The following is a 22,638-nucleotide window of genomic DNA, read 5'->3' as shown; positions in this document are numbered from 1 at the left end:
TCCCTTGATATCCGTCAATGACTGACCGCTGCATCCACCCGTTCGATATCGGTACGCCCGGCTTCGCCCACACTCATGCCACTCGGTGTGCGCGACGGCTCACCCTGCGCAACGGGCGCCAAATTCTGTAACAGCCACCCCACATCCCACCCCGAACGACTTTTCGGTTACCCGCAGGAATGAGGAAAGCGTTCTACTCCCAGCCGTTCGCGGCAGGCCGTTCCCGATCATTGCGCGGGGAGCGCAACGGTGGTTCAGTGGGAGCTAAAGTTATGAATCGAGGTTCAGACCATCATGGCCTACCGCCCCACCGCCCGCACCGAGGCGACCCGGCTCGCGCATCGCCAGCGGCTGCTGGACGCCGCACGACAGCTGCTGGCCGAGGGCGGATACGCCGCGGCCAACATCTCCGCGCTCGCCGAGCGCGCCCAGGTCGCCACCGGCAGCGTCTACAACCACTTCGCCTCCAAGCAGGAGTTGCTGGCCGCGGTCTTCCGGCATGTCGCCGGCCATGAGCTCACCGCGGTACAGGAAGCCGTGGGCGCAAAGAGCGGGGCGGCCGAGCAATTGCGCGCCCTGGTCGAGGTGTTCGCGTTCCGGGCACTGCGCACGCCCCGTACGGCCTGGGCGCTGCTCGCCGAGCCCGTCGATCCGCTGGTCGAGGCGGAACGGCTGACCTATCGGCGCGGCTATCACGCCCTCGCCGAGACGGTCATCACGGCCGGGATCGAGGCGGGTGAGCTGCCCGCGCAGAACGCCCGGCTGGCTGCCGCCGCCGTGATCGGAGCGATCAGCGAGGCGCTGCTCGGCCCGCTGTCCCCGGTGGGCGAGCGGACCGACCCGGAGCCGGTCGTGGCAGGTATCACCACCCTCTGCCTCAGAGCCGTGGGAGCTGTCGGCACCTGACCCGCTCCCCCGCAACGCCCCGTCACTCCCCAGTACCGGCCGACCAGGCAGCCGACGTCAGACAGGAACCCCCGAGATGACCGCCACCGCATCCCCGACCGGCCTCCGGCCGGAGACTCCCGCACCGCACCCCACCCATGAGGTCACCAACCAGGCGCCGCCCCGGACCGGCCTCGACGAGTACGGCACCAATCAGCCGCTCGCCGAGGCCGTCCGGACGTTCGGCGCGGCGTGGCACGAGCCGGAACTCCACGAGATCGGCAGCCTGGTCGGCTCCGCGAAGTTCCAGACCGATGCGGAGCTCGCCCACACATCCCCGCCCGTGCTGCGTACCCACGACCGGTACGGCAACCGCGTCGACGAGGTCGACTTCCACCCGGCGTACCACGAGATCATCGGCGCGGCCGTGCGTCATGGCGCACACACCGCGGCGTGGGCCGACCCGAAGCCGGGCGCCGCGGTGGCCCGGGCGGCGTCGTTCATGCTCTTCGCCCAGGTCGAGCCGGGCCACGCGTGCCCGATGTCCATGTCGCACGCCGTGGTCCCGGTCCTGCAGCGCGACCCCGAAGTGGGCCAGGACTGGCTGCCGGGTCTGCTCAGCCGCTCCTACGACCCGCGGCTGATCGCCCCGGGCAGCAAGTCGGGGCTGACGTTCGGCATGGGGATGACGGAGAAGCAGGGCGGCTCCGACGTCCGCGCCAACACCACGCGTGCGGTCCCGGTCGCCTCCGACCCCGACGGCCGGGCCCACTTGCTGACCGGTCACAAGTGGTTCTTCTCGGCCCCGCAGTCGGATGCCTTCCTGGTTCTGGCCCAGGCCGCGGCTGGGCTGACCTGCTTCCTCGTACCGCGTGTGCTGGCCGACGGCACCCGTAACACCATCCGTATCCAGCGGTTGAAGAACAAGCTCGGCAACAAGTCGAACGCCTCCTCCGAGGTGGAGTTCGGCTCCACGTGGGCGGTGCGGGTCGGTGAGCCGGGGCGTGGCGTTCCCACCATCATCGAGATGGTCAACCACACCCGGCTGGACTGTGTCCTGGGCACCACTGCGGGCATGCGCCAGTCGGTCTCCGAGGCGATCTGGCATGCGGAGCACCGCAGCGCTTTCGGTGCCCGGCTGGTCGACCAGCCGGCCATGACGGCGGTCCTCGCCGATCTGGCCCTGGAGACGGAGGCCGCGACCTGGACCTCGCTGCGGCTCGCCCAGGCGTACGAGACGGGCAGCGGCGAGTCCGAGGCCATGTTCCGCCGACTGGCCACGGCAGTCGCCAAGTACTGGATCTGCAAGCGCGGCCCGCACCACGCCTACGAGGCACTGGAGTGCCTGGGCGGCAACGGCTACACCGAGGACTGGCCACTGGCCCGCCGCTACCGCGAACAGCCGGTGATGGCCGTGTGGGAGGGCTCCGGCAACGTCATCGCCCTCGATGTGCTCCGCGGCATCGCCAGGACCCCACTATCGCTGGACGCCTTCTGGGCCGAGCTGGAGACCACCGCCGGTGCCAGTGCCGTACTCGACGCGCATGTGCGCCGGGTACATCGCGAGCTCGCCGAGGACCTGCGCGATCCCCTTGCCGCACAGACGCGCGCCCGGGCGACGGTCGAGGCCATGGCGCTGGCCCTGCAGTCCTCGCTGATGCTGCGGCATGCTCCGGCACCCATGGCCGAGGCTTTCGTCGCCGCCCGCCTGGGCGAGGACCGCGGCCACCAGTACGGCATCCTGCCGCGGGGCACGGACGCCGCCGCGATCGTGGAGCGGCACTTCGGCGGACGCTAGGGGCTTAGGCATGGTGTCCCGGCCGATCGGCCGGGACACCAACCCTTCCCCTCATCGATGCGGCATCGGCGTCCGCGCGGTCACCGGCCGACGGTGCGTCCAGCCGAGCAGGACGACCGAGCACACCGCGGCGAACGCGCACCAGGTGGAGATGAACTCCAGCCGCCACAGCGTCGCGCAGATCGCGGCCCCGACGGCAACGAGGAAGCCGAGGAGTCGCAGCAGACGGTCACCGGCGAGCAGCAGGGAGCCGACCGTGGCCACGAGGTAGCCCGTGACGAGCAGTTCGGAGTGCGGAAGGTCGAGGACGTAGCCGAGGGTGTGACCGCGGATCTCTGCGGTCACGGGACGGGTGGCCAGACGGTACGCGAGGGAGGCGGCGGTCGCGGCGCCGGCCACGACAGGGAGCATCAGCCGGCGCCGGGTCCGCGGCGGCGCGGCGCTCAGCACGGCCGACGGCACCCAGAGCGCCAGCAGCGGAAGGGCGATGACGGCCCAGGCCACCGTGGCGGGGCCGGTGCCGCCGCCGGTGCGCCAGATGAACGACTCGATGATCTGATGGGCGCCGAGAAGCAGCGGCAGCGCCGCGAGCGGCAGATCGCGGGACCGGCGGGTGCGCGCGACGCAGACCACTCCGATCGCGGCGATGCCGGAACCGGCCACCAGATCGGCCGTCGCACTCCAGCACATGAAGTCACCCCGGCCCCGAAGTTGTGCGAGTCGATCTCTGACGCGGGCAACGCTAGTAGGGCTTGGTCAGGTTCGTATCGGTGTGGGTATGTCGCGGTGGCAGGTGGGGCAAGCGCCGGTCCAGACCGCGAGTAGTGTCTGCAACTCGCGGATGACCTGGTAGAGGCTCAGGCCGGCGCTGGGTCTTTTGGGGCCCGGGTCAGTCGTCGCAGGGTGCAGAAGGCGTGCGCGACGGAGACGAGGGTGACGTGGTGATGCCAGCCGCCCCAGGTCCGGCCCTCGAAGTGGGCAAGCCCCAGGGCCTGCTTCATCTCCCGGTAGTCGTGCTCGATGCGCCAGCGGAGCTTGGCGAGGCGGACCAGTGTGGTCAACGGCATGCCGGAGGGCAGGTCGGACAGCCAGAACTGCACCGGCTCGCTCTCGCCGGCAGGCCATTCGGCCAGCAGCCAGCACTCCGGCAGCTCCGGGCCGTCGACGTTCTGGCGGACCTCGCGTCCGGCGGGCCGGATACGAAGGGCCACGAAGCGGGAGTACATCCGCTTGCGGCCCGACCGGCCGGTGCCGGACCGGGAACCTTCACGCCACTGCACCGGCCTGGCCGCCTTCCGGCCCGCCGCGATGACCAGCTCCTTCACCGGCCGCGGCTTGTCGGGATACTTGGCCACCGGCGGGCGTCCGGTCCCGGAGTACGGCTCGGCCACCGGGACCGCGTCGGCAGGCTGGGCCGACAGCGTGCTGGAGATCCCCACCACGTAGTTCAGGCCGCGATCCTGCAGTCCGTGCCGGAACGCGGCGGCGTCGCCGTATCCGGCGTCAGCGATGGCCAGCGGCACCTCGAGTCCCCAGGAGCGGATCTCGTCGAGCATGTCCAGGGCCAGCTGCCACTTCTCCACGTGCCCGACATCCTCGGGGATCCCGCAGGCGGTGCGGCGGGCGACCTTGCCCGCATCGGCCTTCGGTGAGACGGGATCCCAGGTCTGGGGCAGGAACAGCCGCCAGTTGACCGCCGCCGAGGCGTGGTCGGACGCGAGGTGGAGTGAGACGCCGACCTGGCAGTTGGTGACCTTGCCCGCGGTGCCGGTGTACTGCCGCGACACACACGCCGAGGCCGTCCCGTCCTTGAGGAACCCGGTGTCGTCGAAGACGAAAGCGTCGGGCCCGATCGCCTCCTCCATCCGCCAGGCCAGCTTCGCCCGGATATGTGCCGGGTCCCAGGGACTCGTAGTGATGAAGTTGGCCAGTGCCTGCCGGTTCCCGTCCTCACCCAGGCGGGCGGCCATCGGCTCGACCGACTTACGCTTGCCGTCGGTCAGCAGCCCCCGCAGATAGACCTGCCCCCACCGGCGCTGATCCTTGCGCGCGAACGGCTCGAATACCTCCGCCGCGAACGTCTCCAACTCAACACGCACCACAGCAATCTCGTCCGGAGTCACACACTCTCAACGCCACACCGGGCCGACAGGACACGCATCACCACAACTGACCTGACCAAGCCCTACTAGGGCCTCCTCACGGAACATGACCGGCGCCCCGCCCACACGTCCCTCCGGCACATCACTCGCTGGGCTCGTGGCCGTCAGCGCAGGTGACGGGGGACGACTCCACCGTCTACGTCCTCGCCGCCGACGACACACTGCGCGCCGTCGACCGGGAGAGCCGGCGGATCCGCTGGGCCGAACGGGCTCCGTACGCCCCGCCCGTCGGCACATCTGGCCGGGCGGCGGGCAACGGTTGTCCGGCCGGGGCGGGAACCAGATCTTCCTGATGAACAAAGTGACGGTCGCGGCGCTGCCGGTGTTCTGACACCGGGAGCCATCAACTACGGCTGACCGTAAGGGTGTCGGTGGCAAGTATCCGCCGGTGCGGTCGCTCGCCCGCTCAGGCGTGTTCGTACCAACTCATTGACCGCCGGATCCCGTTGACGTACCGTCACCGCTGTTCGCGTACAAGAACTCGGTTCAGAATACGGAACATCGTTCCCTGGCCGAAGGATTGCCTTTACCACCGCACCAACCACCTCATGGGTGCCTGCGGAGGACACCGCAGGCGGTGAAAGGAACACCGAGTGCGCACAGAGAATCAGCATGCCAGACGGCGGGGCGGCCGGGCAGCCGCCTCGTTCATCGCGGTCGTCTCACTGATCGCCGCAGCCCTCACAACGCTGTTCGCCACCGGCTCGGCCACGGCCGCCCCGGCAGCGGGCTCGTACAGCCTGTCGAACGCCGGCAGCGGACTGTGTCTGGAGGTTCCGAGCTCCGCAACCTCCGACGGCGTCCAGCTCGTCCAGAACACCTGCACCGGCGCCGCCCAGCAGACGTGGCGGCTCACGGCCTCCGGCAGCGGCTACACCCTGACCGCCTCGCACAGCGGCAAGTGCGCCGGGGTGCGTGACGCGTCCACCAGTGCGGGCAAGGCGGTCGAGCAGCAGACCTGCAGCGGCGCCTCCAGTCAGGTGTGGACGCTCGCTCCGATCAGCGGCAACACCTACCAGGTCGTCAACAGCAACGGCGGCAAGTGCCTCAACAACAAGGACAGTTCGACCGCTGTCGGCGCCGCGGTCCAGCAGAACTCCTGCGACTCGGTGACCAGCAAGCGCTGGACCTTCACCGCAGCGGGCTCGGTCCCCACCGGTCCGCCGACGACTCCCCCGACCACTTCGCCCACCACTCCGCCTACCACCCCCGGGGCTCCGCCCGCATGGCCCACGGCCACCGGCGGTCAGGCCGTGGCAGCGACCATCGAGGTGTCCGGTACCTACGACGGCGGCCTGAAGCGCTTCTACGGCAGCGGTGACCTGGGCAGCGGCGGCCAGGACGAGGACCAGCCGGCCATGTTCGAACTGGCGGACGGTGCCACGCTGCAGAACGTCGTCCTCGGCGCCCCGGCCGCCGACGGCGTCCACTGCCTCGGCGCCTGCACGCTCAAGAACGTGTGGTGGGAGGATGTGGGCGAGGACGCCGCAACCTTTCTCGGCAGCTCCTCGTCGCTGGTCCGCACGGTCGACGGCGGCGGCGCGAGACTGGCGGACGACAAGGTGTTCCAGCACAACGGCGCCGGCACCCTGATCATCAAGAACTTCCAGGTCGAGGACTTCGGCAAGCTGTACCGCTCGTGCGGCAACTGCTCCACGATGTACGGCCGGCACGTCCAGGTGCAGAACGTCTGGGTCACCTCACCGGGTGACAGCATCGTGGGCATCAACACCAACTACGGTGACACGGCCCGGTTCTCCGGCATCACGATCTATGACGACGCAGATGCCGACATCGACATCTGCACCAAGTACAAGGGTGTGACGAGCGGCGAGCCCACCAAGATCGGTACCGGAGCGGATGGCACCAACTGCATCTACTCCCCCTCGGACATCACCTACATCGACTGACGTAGCCAGGTCCGAAACACTCGTAAGAGGCCCGCCCCGGCAACCGGGGCGGGCCTCTTCCTTCACCGGCGCAGGCCGTGGCCGCGACCGGCTCGGACGCTTGCGGTTCCGTCGCCGACAGCTCACACGGACTTCGGTCGCGGCCGGTGGATCGCCCCGGCGGTGTCGGCGAGGGGAGCGCCGGTGCCGCCCCAGCGCAGTGCGACGATCTCCGCCGCGATCGAGACGGCCACCTCCTCGGGAGTGCGGGCGCCGAGATCGAGGCCGATGGGCGAGCGCAGTCTCGCCAGTTCCGTCTCGCCCAGGCCGGTCTCCCGCAGCCGCGCCAGACGGTCCTCGTGAGTACGACGGCTGCCCATGACGCCGATGTACGCGGCCGGGGAGCGCAGGGCCACCTCCAACAAGGGGACGTCGAACTTCGGGTCGTGCGTGAGCACACACATGACAGTCCGCTCATCGGTGTCCGTGGAACGCAGATAGCGGTGCGGCCAGTCGACGACCACCTCCGCACCGTCAGGGAACCGCCGGGGGTCGGCGAAGACCGGGCGTGCGTCGCAGACGGTGACCCGGTAGCCGAGGAACGCACCGATCCGGGCGACCGCCGCGGCGAAGTCGATCGCACCGAAGACGAGCATGCGCGGGGGCGGGGCGAACGAGTGCAGGAACACCGTGACGTCGTCCTCACGGCGCTCGCCGCGCGGACCGTAGTGGCGCAGACCCGTTGCCCCTTGGGCCAGCTCGCCCCGTGCGTCGGCGGTGACAGCCGCGTCGAGGCCGCTGGTTCCGAGCGAACCGGACACGGTGTCCGGCCATACGGCGAGCGCGGCGCCGCGCGGGGCGGGGCCGTCGGTCACGGTGGCCACCACCACCGGACGGTGTTCGGCGACCGACGCGGCGACCGCGCCGAACGCGGGGTCGGTCGCGGCCGAAACGGGGCGTACGAGAAGGGTGACCTCACCGCCGCAGGTGAGCCCGACGGCGAACGCGTCCTCGTCGCTGTAGCCGAAGGTTCGCAGTTGCGCCCGGCCGGTCTCGACGACCTCCGTGGCCAGGTCGAAGACGGCTCCCTCGACACAGCCGCCGGAGACGCTGCCCACGACTTCGTCACCGGGGCCCACCGCCATCGCCGCGCCGGGGCCGCGGGGCGCACTGCGGGTGACATGGACGACGGTGGCGAGCCCGAACGGCTCTCCGGAGGCGTACCAGCGGCTCAGCGCCGGGAGGATCTCACGCATGACGAGCACCGCCCACAGCTGCCTCGCCGCCGACACCTGCCGTGGGCGGCGTCCGGAAAGCCTGCAGGCTGTGTCCCGCGACGAAGGCGTCCACGGATGTGCCGTCGGCCGGTGAGGCCGTACGCCTTGCCGCCCACGGCCTCAGCTCGTCACATCCGTCCAGGCGTACGGCTTGCCCAGGGGCCCCTTCGTGGGTCCGGCGCCCACCGCCTCCATTTCGCGATCGGCCGCTCTCATCAGCTGACCCGCGACATCCTTCATGGCACGGCTCGCCGCGAGTTCGTCACCGATGGTGGGGATGTCCACGTCCTGCGGGTTGCAGCGGGCGACCCCGTGGCCCATGAGTTTCTCGGAACCGGTGTCCAGCACGGCTTCGGCCTTGGTCGTACCGTTCTCCTCGGAGAGATCGAGGTGGACATTCCACTCCAGCGTGCGTGTCATCGCGCACCTCCCTCACCCGCGTCCGGCCGCACTGCGCCGCCACGACACGGTCCTGTCCTCTCAGCATCCACCCGGCAGGGCCGGTTCGCGCGCTCCGGGCGGGTGCCGCACCGAGACCCTACGGGATCCGTGACCGGTGGCTCACCCTGCGGGAGTTTCCGCTCCGAAATATGATGCAGAGGGCAACTGCCACGGAAGCCATCGCCGGACAGTGCCCAGTCGCACAGCGCCCACGGGACTGTGCGGGAGGCGTCCCGGATCCGCCCGCCACATCAGCCCTGTGTTGCGGCTCGCGAACGAATGCAGTGTGGAGCGGCCCATGAACCGGCGTCGTCCTCACCGTTCCGCGAGTGCCGAGGAGCTGCTCACCACGCTGCAGCAACTCACCGCCCGGGCACGTCACGAGGTCCAGCTGCATCAGGCTCGGGTGGAGCTGGCCGAGGCGCTGCAGCGGGAGCTGCTTCCCGCCTGCCTACCCTCGCTCCCGGGCCTGCAGACTGCTGCCCGCTACGCACCGGCCCGCAGCGGACTGGACATCGGTGGCGACTGGTACGACGGCTTTCCACTGCCGGACGGCACACTCGGATTCGCCATCGGGGACGTACAGGGCCATGACGTCGAGGCCGCCGCATTCATGGGGCAGATCCGGATCGGCATGCGGGCGATCGCCGCCACCACCGCCGATCCGGGCGAGATCGTCGGCCGGACGAACGATCTGCTGCTGTCCATCGACTCCACCCTCCTGGCGACCTGCACCTTCGTCCGTTTCGACCCGCACGCCGGGGAACTGTGCACGGCTCGGGCCGGACATGTGGCGGCCGTCTGGGCCACGACCGACGGACGGTCGGGCATAACACAGGACGCGGGCGGACTGCCGCTGGGTGTCGGTGCGGCGGAGAAGTATCCGGTCAGCCGGCACCCGCTGACCGCCCCGGGGGCGTTCGTGCTCGTCACGGACGGAGTCGTCGAAGGGCCCTCGTTCCCGATCGACGAGGGGCTGGACGCGGTGGTGCGACTGGTCGCCGCCCGGGCCTCGGCGTCGGCCGAGGCGCTGGCCGACGAGGTGATGCAGACGGCGGAGCGCACCGGTCACCAGGACGACGCGGCCGTCCTGGTCCTGCGCCACAAAGGCTTCGCCGGCTCCGGGTGACTGGGGGGGCCGGGCCTAGCGTGTCACGCAGCCGCGCGTCCCGGGCCGCGGTGTCTGATGAGGTCTGTGATCCGCAGCGAGGAAACCAGACGTACGGCGTCAGCCGTGCTCCGCATCCTGGTCGTCGCCGCCGGCTACTACGGGGCAGGTCAGATCGGTCTGCTGAGAAAGGTGACCGTCCACGGCGCCACGGTCACCCCGCTCTGGCCGTCGACAGGAATCGCTCTGGGCTGCCTGTTGTACCTCGGCATCGGCGTCTGGCCCGGCATCACCCTCGGCTCCCTGCTCAACATCGTCACGCTCTCCGACACAGTCATGCTCTCCGACTGGGGGATCATGATGAGCAGTACCGCGGCGCCCGTCTGCTCGTACCTCATGCTCCGCAGATTCGGGTTCCGGATGGAGCTGGACCGGTTGCGCGACGGCGTCGTCCTGGTCTTCCTCGGCGCGATGGCCGGAATGCTGATCAGCGCGACCGCCGGCACCGTGCTCTTCGTACTCGACGGCAAGCTGCCCGCAGGCCATTTCTGGCCGGTCTGGGCGGCGTGGTGGTCGGGGGACGCCATGGGGGTGCTCGTGGTCACCCCGCTGATGCTCGTCATGCGCAAGGCGCGGCTGCCCCGGGCCGACGACAGATGGCTGGAGGCGACCGCACTGGCGGTCGTCTCCCTCGTGGTCTCACTGGTGGCCACGCGGAGCGAACTGTCGATGCTCTATCTGGTGTTCCCGCTGCTCATCTGGGCCGCCCTGCGCTTCCAGCTGGCGGGTAGCGCGCCCTGTGCGCTGCTGGTGTCCGTCCTGGCAATCATCGCGGGAGGGGAGGCGGTGGGTCCGTTCGCCGGTCACACCGTCCTTGAGGTGATGCTGAACCTGGCGGTCCTGAATGGTTCCGTGGCGCTGACCGGGCTGCTGCTGGCGGCGATCGTCACCGAGAAGATGGACATCCGGCGCCGGATCGAGCAGGCCTGTGTGGAGCTGGCCGACGTGGTGGAACATCTCGCGCCGGGCAGATCGGCGACCGCGTGGCCGTCGCGGTCCAAGGACAGACGCGACGGCTACTGACGCCAGGCGGCCAGGTCCCCGGCTGCACCTCCGCGCGCCCCTCGCCCGGCGTCACTGCGGAAAGTGGCGGTCCAGGAAGTCGTTGCGGAACTTGCCCGTCGGGTCGGACCTGGCCATCAGCTTCTCGAAGTCGGCGTACTGCGGGTACAGCGTGCGCAGCGTCTCGGGTGCGGTGGTGAACACCTTGCCCCAGTGCGGGCGGGCGCCGAACGGTGCCAGTGCCTCCTCGATCGCCCCGAGCACCGGCGTGACGGCGGCGATGTCCTGCACCCAGGTGAAGTGGAAGGCCACCGCGTCGGTCCTGCTCGCGGGGCTCAGCCACAGGTCGTCGCGGGCCACGGTGCGGATCTCGCCGATCTGCAGCAGCGGGGCGATCCGGTCCCGGAGCCGGTCGAGCGCCGCGAAGGCTGCCGCGGCGTCGCTCCGTGCCACGAAGTACTCCGACTGCAGCTCGTCCCCGTTGCTCGGGGTGAACTCCAGCCGGAAGTGCGGCAGACGCTTGTGCCATGCGCCGGGAACACCCTGCTGCCGCGTGCAGTTCTCGGCCCGCATGCCCTGGATCGGGTGGCGCGGACCGTCCGCGAGCCTCGCGCCGAGCCACTCGGCCGGCGCCTCCGCCGGCCCGTCCGCACCCACCCGCTGCTTGAGCCAGACCTGGTTGACGGGGCCGCCCCGCCAGTCGGTGAAGAGGCTGACGCTGTACGCGGCCGACATCACCTCGTCGAATCCGCCCCGGTCGCCGATCCGGGCCTGCGGCAGATCCTCGTAGACCCACTGCTGTACGTCGAAGGCGGGCACCAGGTCCAGCGTCAGCCGGGTCACCACGCCGAGGGCGCCCAGCGCGACCACAGCTCCGGGGAAGTCCGCGTCGCCGCGGGTCAGCCGCGCGGTGGTCCCGTCCGCCGTGACCATGTCCAGCCCCCGGACCGCACCGGCCAGCGAGGTGTTGCCCACGCCGGAGCCGTGCGTTCCGGTCGCGCAGGCGCCGGCCACCGAGATGTGCGGCAGCGACCCCAGGTTGTGCAGGGCGAAGCCGTTCCGGTGGAGTTCACCGGCGAACTCCCCGAAGCGCAGTCCCGCGCTGACGGTGACCGTCCCCGCCTCCCGGTCGATGTCGACCGTGCGGGGCAGTCCGGCCACCGACACAAGGTCCCCGGCCGTGTCGGCGACGGTGCTGAAGGAGTGCCGGGTGCCCAGCGCCCGTACCTTTGTTCCGGTGGCGACGATCTCCTCCAGCTCGGCCTCCGAGCCGGGGGTACGCAGCCGCCGCGCTCCGAAGGTGATGTTTCCGGCCCAGTTCTTCTCCGCGGGAGTCACCGCACGCCCTCTTTCCCTCGTGGCCGGCCCTCGCCGCCTTCCGGACCAGTCTCCCAGACGCGGAAGCGATCGTATGAGGTGGTGACATGTCCGCGCACAATCCCAGCACGGAACCACCCAAACACCAACAGCCACGCACAAGACGCTGTGATCCGACTCGGATCGGGACGAGGCCCAAGCGGTAGCTCGCGTTCTGAACTTCACGAGAACTCCAGCGAAATGGCACGTGTGTGGATATCGTGCACCGAGCGAGGGCGCATCCGTCAGTCCACGGGATCGGCGGATGCGTCCCGTTTGTGGAGATGCAACTGTGACTGGGGGGTTCATGGGGCATGTCGAGCTACCCGAATCCGAAATATCAGGACCCGCGGGACTGGCGGAGGCGCCACGTCCGCGGACTGCTTCAAACCGGCCTCACAGCAAGGAACTCGAACAGCTGTGGAGTGCCCCGACCGTACGGCGCAACCGTTCTGACCACCGGCCCGGCCCGAAGAGAAGACCGGGCCGGTACCTGCCGCTCATCATCTGCGCCGATCTCCTCGGCCTGGGGATACCGGCCTGGCTCGTACTGGGCACCTACGGACAGCCGCGGGCACAACTCGCCGCCGGGGTGGCCTCGTTGGTGTGGACCGGCGTCCGGGCCGTGCGTGGCCGGTACGCGGACCGGCGGTCGGGGGGCTTCAGGGGCGCGTTGACCGCTCCCGGGGACTGGCTGCTGCTCATCGGCGTGCTGGCCGTGCTCGCGACCGTGTTCAGGGAGCAGGTCCAGCCGGTGACCGCGGTCGTGGCGCTGGTGCCCGGCCTGCTGGTGACCGTCGCCGTGTCGACGGTGCGTCACCTCCCTTGGCCGGGACGGCGACAGCGTGCCGTGCACCGGGTCCTGGTGGTCGGCGAGGCGCCGGGGGTGGACCGGGCGGTGCAGCTGCTCGGTTCCCGTACGGACCACGCCTACACCGTGGTGGCCGCCATACCCGTCGGGACGGCGTCACTGAGCTGTAAGGCTCCGGTGCCGGGCCGGCTCGCACCCGCCCCGGCCGACGACGACGTGACCACAGTCCTGGGCGGAGCCTTCGCCCAGGACGCGGATCTGGCGCTCGTCGTGCCCGGACCGCAGCTGTCCGGGGAACGGCTGCGACGCCTGTCCTGGGGGCTGCACGACGGAGGGCTCCAGCTGTCCGTGCTGTCGGACCTCTCGGACATCGCGGCAGGCCGGGTGCGGCCGGCCTCCGCGGCCGGGCTGACGCTGCTGCACATCGTGCCGCCGCTGCGCAGGGGGCCGCAGATGGCGCTGAAGGCCGCGGTGGACCGCACCGGTGCAGCGCTCGGACTCGTGCTGCTGACACCGCTGTTGCTCCTGATCGGGGCGGCAATACGGTTCACCTCCGACGGCCCGGTGTTCCACCGCCAGATCCGTCAGGGGCAGCACAACCAGCCGTTCACCATGTGGAAGTTCCGCACGATGGTGGAGGACGCCGAAACGCACAAGGCGAAGCTGGCGACGGCGAACGAGAACGACGGTCCGATGTTCAAGATGCGCCGCGATCCCCGGGTGACCCGGATCGGCCGGTTCCTGCGCCGGACCTCGCTCGACGAGCTGCCGCAGCTGCTCAATGTAATCCGGGGCGACATGTCGCTGGTGGGTCCGCGGCCGCCCCTCCCGGAGGAGGTGTCCCGCTACGACGAGCGTGAGCTCCGGCGGCTCGCGGTCCGGCCCGGGCTTACGGGCCTGTGGCAGGTCAGCGGACGTTCGGACCTGTCCTGGCAGGAGACCGTCTCGCTCGACCTGTGGTACGTCGACAACTGGTCGGTGGCCACGGACCTGGGGCTCATGGCCCGTACGCTGCGCGCCGTCACCGACGGCCGCGGGGCGTACTGAGAGCGGCGGGGAACCGGATGCGAGAAGTGAACACCGGCCGGCCGTGCGGGGCCGGCCGGGCGGGCGGCCGTCGCGCTGCGGCGGCCGCCCGGTCCCGGCGGAACAACCGGGAGCGGTCAGCGGCCGCTGCCCCGGTGGTCCAGCCACCAGGCGTAGGTGCGGGCGATGCCGTCGCGCAGCGGGATCTGCGGTTTGAAGCCGAGAGAGGAGAGTCGGGAGATGTCGAGAAGCTTGCGCGGGGTGCCGTCGGGCTTCGACGTGTCCCACGCGACCCCTCCTTGATACTCCGTCACGTCCTGGACGGTGGAAGCGAGTTCACGGATGGTCAGGTCCTCGCCGCAGCCGACGTTGACGGGTTCGTCGCCGTCGTAGCGTTCGAGGAGCAGGAGGCACGCTGCGGCCAGGTCGTCGACGTGCAGGAACTCGCGCCGGGGGCTGCCGGAACCCCAGAGGGTGACCTCGGGGGCTCCGCCCTGTCGCGCCTCGTGGAACCGGCGGATCAGGGCGGGCAGGACATGCGAGGAATCCAGGTCGAAGTTGTCGCCGGGCCCGTAGAGATTGGTGGGCATGGCGCTGATGTACGAGGCGCCGTACTGCCGCCGGTACGACTGGGTCTGCACGATGCCGGCGATCTTCGCCAGCGCGTACGCCTCGTTGGTCGGCTCCAGCGGGCCGGTGAGCAGGGCGTCCTCGGGGATCGGCTGCGGGGCGCGCTTGGGGTAGATGCAGGACGAGCCGAGGAAGAGCAGCCGCTCGACCCCGGCGGCATGCGCACCGGCGATCACGCTCAGCTGGATGCGCAGGTTGTCCTCGAGGAACTGCACCGGATACGTGCTGTTGGCCATGATTCCGCCGACCTTGGCGGCGGCCAGCACCACGGCGTCCGGGCGGATGCCACGCAGAAAGGCCTCGGTCGGTGCGGCATCGCGCAGATCGAGGCTGTCGCGACCGCGGGTGATCACCTCGTGGCCTTCGGCAGTGAGGCGGCGCACCACTGCCGAGCCGACGAGCCCGCGGTGGCCCGCGACAAATATGCGGGCGCCGGGTCGTAGGAGGGGGCGGACGGATTCCTGGGGAGGGCCGGGGAGATCAGTCGTCATGGCTCGGATTGTGCCAGCAGCTGTACATCGCGGTGCCGTTTTGCCGCAGATCACGCAAATTCCGATATTTCGGTGAACCAACCGCCTCTCAGGCGACTTCAGAAGGGGGGAAGACGTGGCGAAGACCGCGCTCATCACCGGCGTGACCGGACAGGACGGTTCGTACCTGTCCGAGCTGCTGCTCGAGAAGGGGTACACGGTCCATGGCCTGATACGCCGCTCGTCGAGCTTCAACACCGAGCGGATCGACCACATCTACCAGGGTCCGGAGGAGGAGAACCGCTCCTTCGTCCTGCATCACGCCGATCTCGCCGACGGGGTGGCGCTGGTGAACCTGCTGCGCGACATCCGGCCCGACGAGGTCTACAACCTGGGCGCGCAGTCGCATGTCCGGGTCTCGTTCGACGCGCCGCTGTACACCGGTGACATCACCGGGCTCGGCACCATCCGGCTGCTGGAGGCCGTCCGCGCCAGCGGCATCGACACCCGGATCTACCAGGCGTCGTCGTCCGAGATGTTCGGCTCCACCCCGCCGCCGCAGAACGAGACGACCCCGTTCCATCCCCGCAGCCCGTACAGCGTCGCCAAGGTCTACTCGTACTGGGCGACGGTCAACTACCGTGAGGCGTACGGCATGTTCGCGGTCAACGGGATCCTGTTCAACCACGAGTCCCCGCGCCGCGGCGAGACCTTCGTCACCCGCAAGATCACCCGCGGGGTGGCCCGGATCAAGGCGGGCCTGCAGGAACACCTCCACCTCGGCAATCTCGACGCCGTACGCGACTGGGGTTACGCTCCCGAGTATGTCGACGCCATGTGGCGGATGCTGCAGTGCGACTCCCCGGACGACTATGTGGTGGCCACCGGCGAGGGGGTCAGCGTCCGGCAGTTCCTGGAGTACGCCTTCGATCATGCGGGCCTGGACTGGCGGGACCATGTCCGTTACGACGCGAAGTACGAGCGCCCCAGCGAGGTCGACGCACTGATCGGGGACGCCACCAAGGCCGAGGAACTGCTCGGCTGGAAGCCTGCCGTGAAGGCACAGGAGCTGGCCAGGATCATGGTCGACGCGGACATCCGGCAGCTCGCCGACCAGCTCACCGGGGCAGCCGTGCGGGTGGACCGATGAGAGGGCCAGGACGTCCCGGACACAGCCGCAGCGGTGTGTTCGCCACGGTTCTCGCGCTCGCCGCGGGCGTGCTCACCACTTCGGCGGTCACCGCTACCCCGGTCGCGGCGCTGACCCCTCCGGTCGGCTTCACCGCCGACTCCCTCACCACCTATCAGACCAATGGCATCGTCTGGGCGCTCGCCGAGGCGAACGGGGTGGTCTACGCGGGCGGCACCTTCGCCAACGTCCGGCCGGCCGGCTCCCCGGCCGGCAGCAATACGACGCCCGCCGTCAACTTCGCCGCCTTCAACGCGGCAACCGGCGCGCCCACCGGCTGTTCACTCTCCTTCACCCGCAGCAGCGGCACCGCCACCGTCCGGGCGTTCGCGCTCTCCCCCGACAAGTCCACGCTCTATGCAGGCGGTTACTTCAGCGCCGTCAACGGGACGGCTGCCAACGGCCTGGTTGCCATCAACACCGCGAACTGCACGATCCGTTCGGGGTTCGCGCCGAACTTCTCGGCCACCGTGCGGGCGCTCGACGTGGCGGGAAACGGCACGGTCTACGCGGGCGGCGACTTCCAGACCGTGAACGGCCAGCCACGGCGCTTCTTCGGCGCCGTCACCGCCACCGGCGCGGTGACCGGGTGGAACCCGGACGCCGACGAACCCGGCCGGACGCTCAAGGTCACCCCGGACGGGCAGAACGTCCTGATCGGCGGCGACTTCTTCACCGTCGGAGGCACCGACTCGCACGCGCTCGCCGTGACCAGTGCTGCCTCGGGTGCGCTGACCCGCGCCTACACGGGCAACTTCATCCCGTCGACCGCGGTGATCAAGGACATCGTCACCGACACCGCCTCCAACGGCTGGTACGTCGCGGGCGAGGGCACCGGAGGTGGCTCCTTCGACGGCCGGCTCGCCATGCGGCTCGGTACGTTCGACCAGCGCTGGCGGGACACCTGCCAGGGGGCGACACAGGCGCTGCGGGTCTATCAGGGCGTCCTGTACGCGGGCAGCCATGTCCACGACTGCTCCACCATGGGCGGCTTCCCCAACCAGGTCCGCAAGCACCTCACCGCCCAGTCCGTCGACGATCCGGCGATGCTCGGCTGGCTCCCGGACACCAACGACGGCATCGGGGAGCCGGTCGGGCCGCGCGCCCTGACCGTGGCGTCCCGGGACGGCCGCGACTTCCTCTGGGTGGGCGGCGAGTTCACCACGGTCAACGGCGTCGCCCAGCAGTCACTGACCCGGTTCGCCAACACTCCCGACACGGGGGCGCCCGCCGCGCCCGCTGTCAGCGTGTCGGCGCCGCGGGCCGGTGAGGTGAGGGTCAGCTGGCGGTCCGCTCTGGATCTGGACGACAGCCTGCTCACCTACCGGGTCTACCGCGACGGCGGTTCGGTGCCCGTGTACACGACACAGGGGTCCTCGCTGTTCTTCAGCCGGCCGCAGTTGACGTTCACCGACACCGATGTGGTGGCCGGCCGGACGTACACGTACCGGATCACGGCGAGCGACGGGACCAACACCAGCGCACTCTCGACCGCCGCCTCCGCCATCGCGGTCGCCTCGGCGAGCCCGTACCGGGAGCGGGTGCTCGCGGACGGCGCCGACCTGTACTGGCGCTACGACGAGGCGGGCGGGTCGTTCGCCGCGGACGCCTCGGACAGCGACAACGGCGGCGTGTACATGAACACCCCGACGTACCGCGCCACCCCGTCCGCCGTGGCCGGGTCGACGGCCCTGTCCCTCAACGGCACGGACGAGTACGTGTACAGCGACCGGCTGCACCACTACACCTCGCCGACGCCGTACTCCATCGAGACCTGGTTCCGGACCAACACCACCACCGGCGGGCGAATCGTCGGGTACGGCAACAACATCGGCACGGCCCAGGGCCAGACGAGCAGCATCTCCGACAAGCTCGTGTACATGACCAACGACGGGCGCCTCGCCTTCGGCGTCCAGGTCGGCAGCACCAGCAGTCGGCCCACCCTCACCACGACGGCTTCGTACAACGACAACGCCTGGCACCATGTCGTCGCCACCCAGGGACCGTCCGGCATGCGGCTGTACGTGGACGGGGTGGCCGTCGGCTCCAACACGACCGCGGGCAACCGCTCGTACAACGGGTTCTGGCGCGTCGGTGGCGACGCCATGCCGACCACCTGGCCGAACCGTCCCACCAGCACCTACTTCGCCGGGCAGGTCGACGAGACCGCGATCTACCCGTCGGCGCTGACCGCCGCACAGGCCGCCGCGCACCACGATCTGGCGGACACCCCGCCCGGCCCCGGCGACTCCACGGTCGCGCTGACGCCGGACGACGACGCATACGTCAACAGTGTGGCGCCGAACACCAATTACAACGACAACCAGCTCGCCTCACGCGGCACCACGGCGTACTTGAGCTATCTGCGCTTCACCGTGCCCGCGGCCCCTGCCGGACAGGTCCTCAAGAGCGCGCGGCTCACCTTCCGTACGTCGTCGGACTCGACGGCGGGCTCCTCCGACAGCCACACCGTGGTGCCGGTCACCGGCACCTGGACCGAGTCGGCGGTCACCTACAACACCCGGCCGTCGCTCTCCTCGACCGCGCTCGGGACCATCACCGGCGCGACCTCGGTCTCCACCGACCATTCGGTGGAGCTGAACGCGTCGGCACTGGGCGGAGCCCTCGGCTCCGTCTACTCACTCGCCCTGACCAGCAGCGGGACGGACAGTCTCCGCATCTGGTCGAGCGAGGTATCAACCGCGGCCTACCGGCCGCAGCTCGTTCTCACCTACGGAGCTGAATGATGAACGGAAGTACGGGGCGCAGACCCGTGGGACGAGGCCGGGTGCGTGCCGCGGCCGCCGCGCTCTGCCTGCTCACCGGAGCCCTGGCCGCGACCGCGGCCGGTGCCTCCCCGGCGGCGTCTCTCACGCCGCCGGTCTCTCTCACCGCGGACGACCTCTCCACCTGGCAGACGAACGGCATCGTCTGGTCGATGGCGGCGACGGGCGGAGTCGTCTACGCCGGCGGCACCTTCTCCACCGTCCGTCCGCCGGACGCGGCGGCAGGCACCTCCGAACAGCCCGCGGTGAACTTCGCCGCGTTCGATGCGGCGACCGGTGCACCGACCGGCTGCAGCCTGTCGTTCACCCTCTCCTCCGGAACAGCGACCGTACGGGCTCTCGCCCTCTCCCCCGACAACAAGACGCTGTACGCGGGCGGGCAGTTCGGTGCGGTGAACGGGGTCGGCGTGAGCAATATCGCCGCGATCGACACCGCGACCTGCACCCCGCGCCAGGACTTCAAGGTGTCCGTCTCCGCGACGGTGCGGGCGCTGTCCGTCACCGACGACACCGTCTATCTGGGCGGTGACTTCAACACGGTGGCCGGGGAAACCCGCAACAAGTTCGCCGCGGTCACCACCGGCGCCGATCTGAAGCCGTGGACGGCCAACACGGACGAGGTCGGCCGGGCCGTACAGGTGACACCGGACGGTCAGCATGTGCTGATCGGCGGTGACTTCTTCACCGTCAACGGCACCACCTCGCACGCCCTCGCCGTCGTGGACGCCGCCACGGGCGCGCTCGCAAAGAGCTACCCGGGGTTCATCCCCAACACCTCCACGGTGCAGGACCTGACCACGGACGCCACCGGCTTCTACACCGCCAACGAAGGCACCGGAGGCGGTGTCTTCGACGGGCGGATCGCGCTGAACCTCAGCGACTTCGAACAGCGGTGGCGGGACACCTGCCTCGGCGCCACCCAGGCCGTCCTGGTCCATGACGGGGTCCTGTACAGCGGCAGCCACGCCCATGACTGCTCCAGCATGGGCGAGTTCCCCGACCAGCCGCGCAAGCATCTCCTCGCCCAGTCCGTGAACGACCCCAAGCTGCTGCCGTGGTTCCCGGACACGAACGACGGCATCGGGGAGCCGGTCGGACCGCGGGTGATGGCCCAGACCGATCAGGGCGGACATCACTACCTCTGGGTCGGCGGCGAGTTCACCACCGTCAACGGCTCAGCCCAGCAGAGCCTGACCCGGTTCGCCGACGGCCCGGACACCGGGGCCCCGTGGGTGCCCAACGTCAGCGTGTCCACGGTCGCCGCGGGCAAGGTCGAGGTGAACTGGCAGACCAGCTTCGACACCGACGACGGGGAACTCACGTACCGGATCTACAAGGACGGTGCCGCCACTCCCGTTTACACCACGACGGGGTCCTCGCTGTTCTGGGACCGGCCGCAGCTGAGGTGGACCGACACCGCTGTCGCTCCGGGCGAGACGCACACGTACCGGATCAGTGCGAGCGACGGCACCAACACCAGCGCCAAGTCCCCGGCACAGACCGCCACCGTGGCCTCCGCGGCGGAGGCGTACCCGGCCAGGGTGATCGCCGACGGTGCGTCGCTGTACTGGCGCTACGACGAGGGGACGTCGACGTTCGCCGCCGACTCCGGGGCCGGCCTGGACAACGGATTCCTGCGCAACAGCCCGGCCTACCGGCAGACCCCGGCCGCGGTCGCAGGAGCGTCGACCGCGATCGGCTTCAACGGCACCAACCAGTACGCGTACAGCAACGAGCGGCACGCGCAGCCCACCAAGTTCTCGGTGGAGACCTGGATCAAGACGACGACCACCAGGGGAGGGAAGATCATCGGCTTCGGCAATCTGACCATGCAGAACAGCAACCAGTACGACAAGCATGTGTACATGCGCAATGACGGGCGGCTGGTCTTCGGGGTCTACAGCGGCGGTACCCGGACCATCGCCACCACCGGGGCCTACAACGACGGCGCCTGGCACCATGTCGTCGCCACGCAGGGCAGCAGCGGCATGGCCCTGTACGTGGACGGGCAGCTGCGCGCGTCCAACTTCCTGTACACCGGCAACGAGAGCTACAACGGGTACTGGCGGGTCGGCGGGGACAACCTGGCGAGCTGGCCGAACCGTCCGACGAGCGACTTCTTCGCCGGGCAGATCGACGAGACCGCCGTCTACCCGACAGCGCTCAGCAGCTCCACGATCAGTGCCCACTACGCCCTGAGGAACGGTGGATGAGGTATCCGTTCCTGGCCGGCGCCGCCGTCGTCGTACTGACGGCGGCGCTGGCCGCCTGCGGCTCGTCCTCCGACAAGGACCACAGTGATGCGGGTGGCGCGAAGCCGTCGGCCGCCGAGTCCCGCGTCGCGGGGCCGGCGGCCGGGCCCGACGCCACCGCGTCCGCCGGTCCTTCGGCGAAGAAGACGAGCGAACCACCGAAACTGCCCACCAACCAACTCACCCCGGCCACCGGCTCCTTCACCAAGAAGCAGAAGCAGTACCTGGTGGACCGGGTGCCGAAGGGCATGGACCCGGCAGCCGTCCTCCAGACCGGCCAGGAGACCTGCGACAAGCTGTCGTACCTGGTCAAGGTCGACAAGGACACCGCTGTCGCGGCAATCGTCACCGGCGAGGTAGCCGGTGCGAAGCCCGCCGTCGCCCACCTCTGCACCGAGCACAAGGACCTGGTGCAGCGGGCCGCTCTGGGCTACGCCGACGGCACGTACAAGAGCTCGCAGATCCGGCCGGGCCGCTACTACGCCGTCACCCCCACCAAGAGCTGCACCTGGCAGGTCACCGGGGCGGGCGGCAAGAACCTGGCGTCGGGCACCTCCGGCACCGGGAAGCGGGTGGGGATCACCGTCGCCGAGACGGCCCGTGCCTTCACCTCCACAGGCTGCTACGCCTGGCTGCCCGAAGGAGACAAGGGATGAGCAAGCTGCCGATAGCCGTGGCGATCCCCACGAAGAACGAGGGCCTGAACATCGCCGAGGCGGTGAAATCGGTCCTGGGGCACTTCGAGGCGGTCGTCGTCGTCGACTCGCACAGCACGGACGACACGGCGAAGATCGCCGAGAGTTGCGGCGCCGAGGTGGTGACGTACACCTGGGACGGCGGCCACCCGAGGAAGAAGCAGTGGTGCCTGGAGAACGTCCGCACGGACCTGGACTGGATCCTGCTGCTCGACGGTGACGAGCGGCTCAGTCCCGGTCTGCTGGCCGAGCTGCGCCAGATCTTCGCCGATCCGGGTGCGCCGAAGCCTGCGGCGTACGACATACCGCTGGGCTACTGGTTCTCGGGCCGACGGCTGCGCCACGGTTACACCATCCGCAAGCGGTCGCTGACCGACCGGACCCGGTGCCACTATCCGGAGGTCGGGGATCTCGCGGCGCCCGGCATCGGCGAGGTCGAGGGGCACTACCAGCCGGTCGCGCCGACGGCCGGCACGCTCCGCAATCCGATCGAGCACCAGGACCTCGACCCGGTCACGGCGTGGTTCGAGCGGCACAACCGCTACTCGGACTGGGAGGCGTGGCTGGAGCACCATCCGGACGTCAAGGAGCAGGTCAGGAAGGTGAAGTCACGCCAGGGGCAGCTGTTCCACAAGGCACCGTTCAAGCCTCTGGTGTCCTTCGCGTACATGTACGTCTACCGACGGGGATTCCTCGACGGCCGGGCGGGCCTCGACTTCGCGCTGGCGATGAGCTTCTACCGGTGGCAGATCGCGCTCAAGTCCCGTGAGGGCAAGGTGGGGTGACCTGCCCGCGCTGCCC

17 protein-coding genes and 2 pseudogenes are annotated in these 22,638 nt (G+C 69.9%); 13 read left to right on the top strand and 6 right to left on the bottom strand.

Annotated elements, in window-relative coordinates:
- Positions 1 to 294: 294 nt before the first annotated feature.
- On the top strand, positions 295 to 906 hold the full coding sequence (locus OHA03_RS30060; protein WP_267006864.1) for a TetR/AcrR family transcriptional regulator: 612 nt from the start codon (positions 295 to 297) through the stop codon (positions 904 to 906).
- Between the two features lie 76 nt (positions 907 to 982).
- A complete protein-coding gene (locus tag OHA03_RS30055) occupies positions 983 to 2,683 on the top strand; it encodes an acyl-CoA dehydrogenase family protein (RefSeq protein WP_267006863.1) in 1,701 nt (566 codons plus the stop codon).
- Between the two features lie 51 nt (positions 2,684 to 2,734).
- Here the strand turns inward: OHA03_RS30055 and OHA03_RS30050 are convergent, their stop codons facing one another.
- Positions 2,735 to 3,373, bottom strand: coding sequence for a DUF6629 family protein (locus OHA03_RS30050; RefSeq protein WP_267006862.1), 639 nt, complete (start codon positions 3,371 to 3,373; stop codon positions 2,735 to 2,737).
- 167 nt (positions 3,374 to 3,540) lie between these two features.
- Positions 3,541 to 4,806 carry an IS701 family transposase gene (locus OHA03_RS30045; protein ID WP_267006861.1) on the bottom strand — a complete coding sequence of 422 codons (1,266 nt, stop codon included), beginning with the start codon at positions 4,804 to 4,806 and terminating at the stop codon, positions 3,541 to 3,543.
- A 152-nt stretch (positions 4,807 to 4,958) separates the two neighbouring features.
- Between OHA03_RS30045 and OHA03_RS30040 the strand changes: the two genes are divergently transcribed.
- The 3 genes and pseudogenes from OHA03_RS30040 to OHA03_RS30030 form a co-directional block, all read left to right on the top strand.
- Positions 4,959 to 5,138 (top strand): hypothetical protein, encoded by a 180-nt coding sequence (locus OHA03_RS30040; RefSeq protein ID WP_267006860.1) that lies wholly within the window; start codon positions 4,959 to 4,961, stop codon positions 5,136 to 5,138.
- Between the two features lie 300 nt (positions 5,139 to 5,438).
- A pseudogene (locus OHA03_RS30035) lies at positions 5,439 to 5,978 on the top strand (RICIN domain-containing protein); the annotation flags it as partial.
- Between the two features lie 78 nt (positions 5,979 to 6,056).
- Positions 6,057 to 6,755, top strand: a pseudogene (locus OHA03_RS30030) (pectate lyase); the annotation flags it as partial.
- A 122-nt stretch (positions 6,756 to 6,877) separates the two neighbouring features.
- Here the strand turns inward: OHA03_RS30030 and OHA03_RS30025 are convergent.
- Both OHA03_RS30025 and OHA03_RS30020 read right to left on the bottom strand, forming a co-directional pair.
- On the bottom strand, positions 6,878 to 7,990 hold the full coding sequence (locus OHA03_RS30025; RefSeq protein WP_267006859.1) for an XdhC/CoxI family protein: 1,113 nt from the start codon (positions 7,988 to 7,990) through the stop codon (positions 6,878 to 6,880).
- Positions 7,991 to 8,131: 141 nt separating this feature from the next.
- Positions 8,132 to 8,431, bottom strand: a complete 300-nt coding sequence (locus OHA03_RS30020; RefSeq protein ID WP_267006858.1) for a DUF1876 domain-containing protein — start codon at positions 8,429 to 8,431, stop codon at positions 8,132 to 8,134.
- 319 nt (positions 8,432 to 8,750) lie between these two features.
- Between OHA03_RS30020 and OHA03_RS30015 the strand changes: the two genes are divergently transcribed.
- Positions 8,751 to 9,581, top strand: coding sequence for a PP2C family protein-serine/threonine phosphatase (locus OHA03_RS30015; protein WP_267006857.1), 831 nt, complete (start codon positions 8,751 to 8,753; stop codon positions 9,579 to 9,581).
- A gap of 66 nt (positions 9,582 to 9,647) precedes the next feature.
- A complete protein-coding gene (locus OHA03_RS30010) occupies positions 9,648 to 10,643 on the top strand; it encodes an MASE1 domain-containing protein (RefSeq protein WP_267008209.1) in 996 nt (331 codons plus the stop codon).
- A gap of 51 nt (positions 10,644 to 10,694) precedes the next feature.
- Here OHA03_RS30010 and OHA03_RS30005 read toward each other — a convergent pair whose 3' ends face one another.
- Entirely contained in the window at positions 10,695 to 11,960 is a 1,266-nt protein-coding gene (locus tag OHA03_RS30005; protein WP_267006856.1) for an FAD-binding protein, read from the bottom strand.
- A gap of 325 nt (positions 11,961 to 12,285) precedes the next feature.
- On the opposite strand from OHA03_RS30005, the gene OHA03_RS30000 reads away from it, so the two are divergent.
- Positions 12,286 to 13,836, top strand: a complete 1,551-nt coding sequence (locus OHA03_RS30000) for a sugar transferase (RefSeq protein WP_267008208.1) — start codon at positions 12,286 to 12,288, stop codon at positions 13,834 to 13,836.
- A gap of 116 nt (positions 13,837 to 13,952) precedes the next feature.
- On the opposite strand, the gene OHA03_RS29995 is transcribed toward OHA03_RS30000, so the two are convergent.
- Entirely contained in the window at positions 13,953 to 14,936 is a 984-nt protein-coding gene (locus OHA03_RS29995) for a GDP-L-fucose synthase (RefSeq protein WP_267006855.1), read from the bottom strand.
- A gap of 115 nt (positions 14,937 to 15,051) precedes the next feature.
- Here OHA03_RS29995 and gmd point away from each other — a divergent pair, with 115 nt between their 5' ends.
- From gmd to OHA03_RS29970, 5 genes are read left to right on the top strand one after another with little or no spacing between them, the layout of a single operon-like run.
- Positions 15,052 to 16,065 carry a GDP-mannose 4,6-dehydratase gene (gene gmd, locus OHA03_RS29990; protein ID WP_267006854.1) on the top strand — a complete coding sequence of 338 codons (1,014 nt, stop codon included), beginning with the start codon at positions 15,052 to 15,054 and terminating at the stop codon, positions 16,063 to 16,065.
- Entirely contained in the window at positions 16,062 to 18,851 is a 2,790-nt protein-coding gene (locus OHA03_RS29985) for a DNRLRE domain-containing protein (RefSeq protein WP_267006853.1), read from the top strand. Before gmd ends, OHA03_RS29985 begins: the two co-directional genes overlap by 4 nt.
- Positions 18,851 to 21,103 carry a LamG domain-containing protein gene (locus tag OHA03_RS29980; RefSeq protein ID WP_267006852.1) on the top strand — a complete coding sequence of 751 codons (2,253 nt, stop codon included), beginning with the start codon at positions 18,851 to 18,853 and terminating at the stop codon, positions 21,101 to 21,103. The genes OHA03_RS29985 and OHA03_RS29980 overlap by 1 nt, the downstream gene beginning before the upstream one ends.
- Entirely contained in the window at positions 21,100 to 21,798 is a 699-nt protein-coding gene (locus OHA03_RS29975; protein ID WP_267006851.1) for a hypothetical protein, read from the top strand. The genes OHA03_RS29980 and OHA03_RS29975 overlap by 4 nt, the downstream gene beginning before the upstream one ends.
- Positions 21,795 to 22,622: a glycosyltransferase family 2 protein gene (locus OHA03_RS29970; protein ID WP_267006850.1), complete on the top strand. Its 828-nt coding sequence runs from the start codon at positions 21,795 to 21,797 to the stop codon at positions 22,620 to 22,622. The genes OHA03_RS29975 and OHA03_RS29970 overlap by 4 nt, the downstream gene beginning before the upstream one ends.
- The last annotated feature ends 16 nt before the right edge of the window (positions 22,623 to 22,638 follow it).

The organism is Streptomyces sp. NBC_00154 (assembly GCF_026342835.1).
In the GTDB taxonomy this organism is placed as follows: Bacteria; Actinomycetota; Actinomycetes; order Streptomycetales; family Streptomycetaceae; genus Streptomyces.
This window is presented reverse-complemented; position numbering and strand designations above follow the sequence as displayed.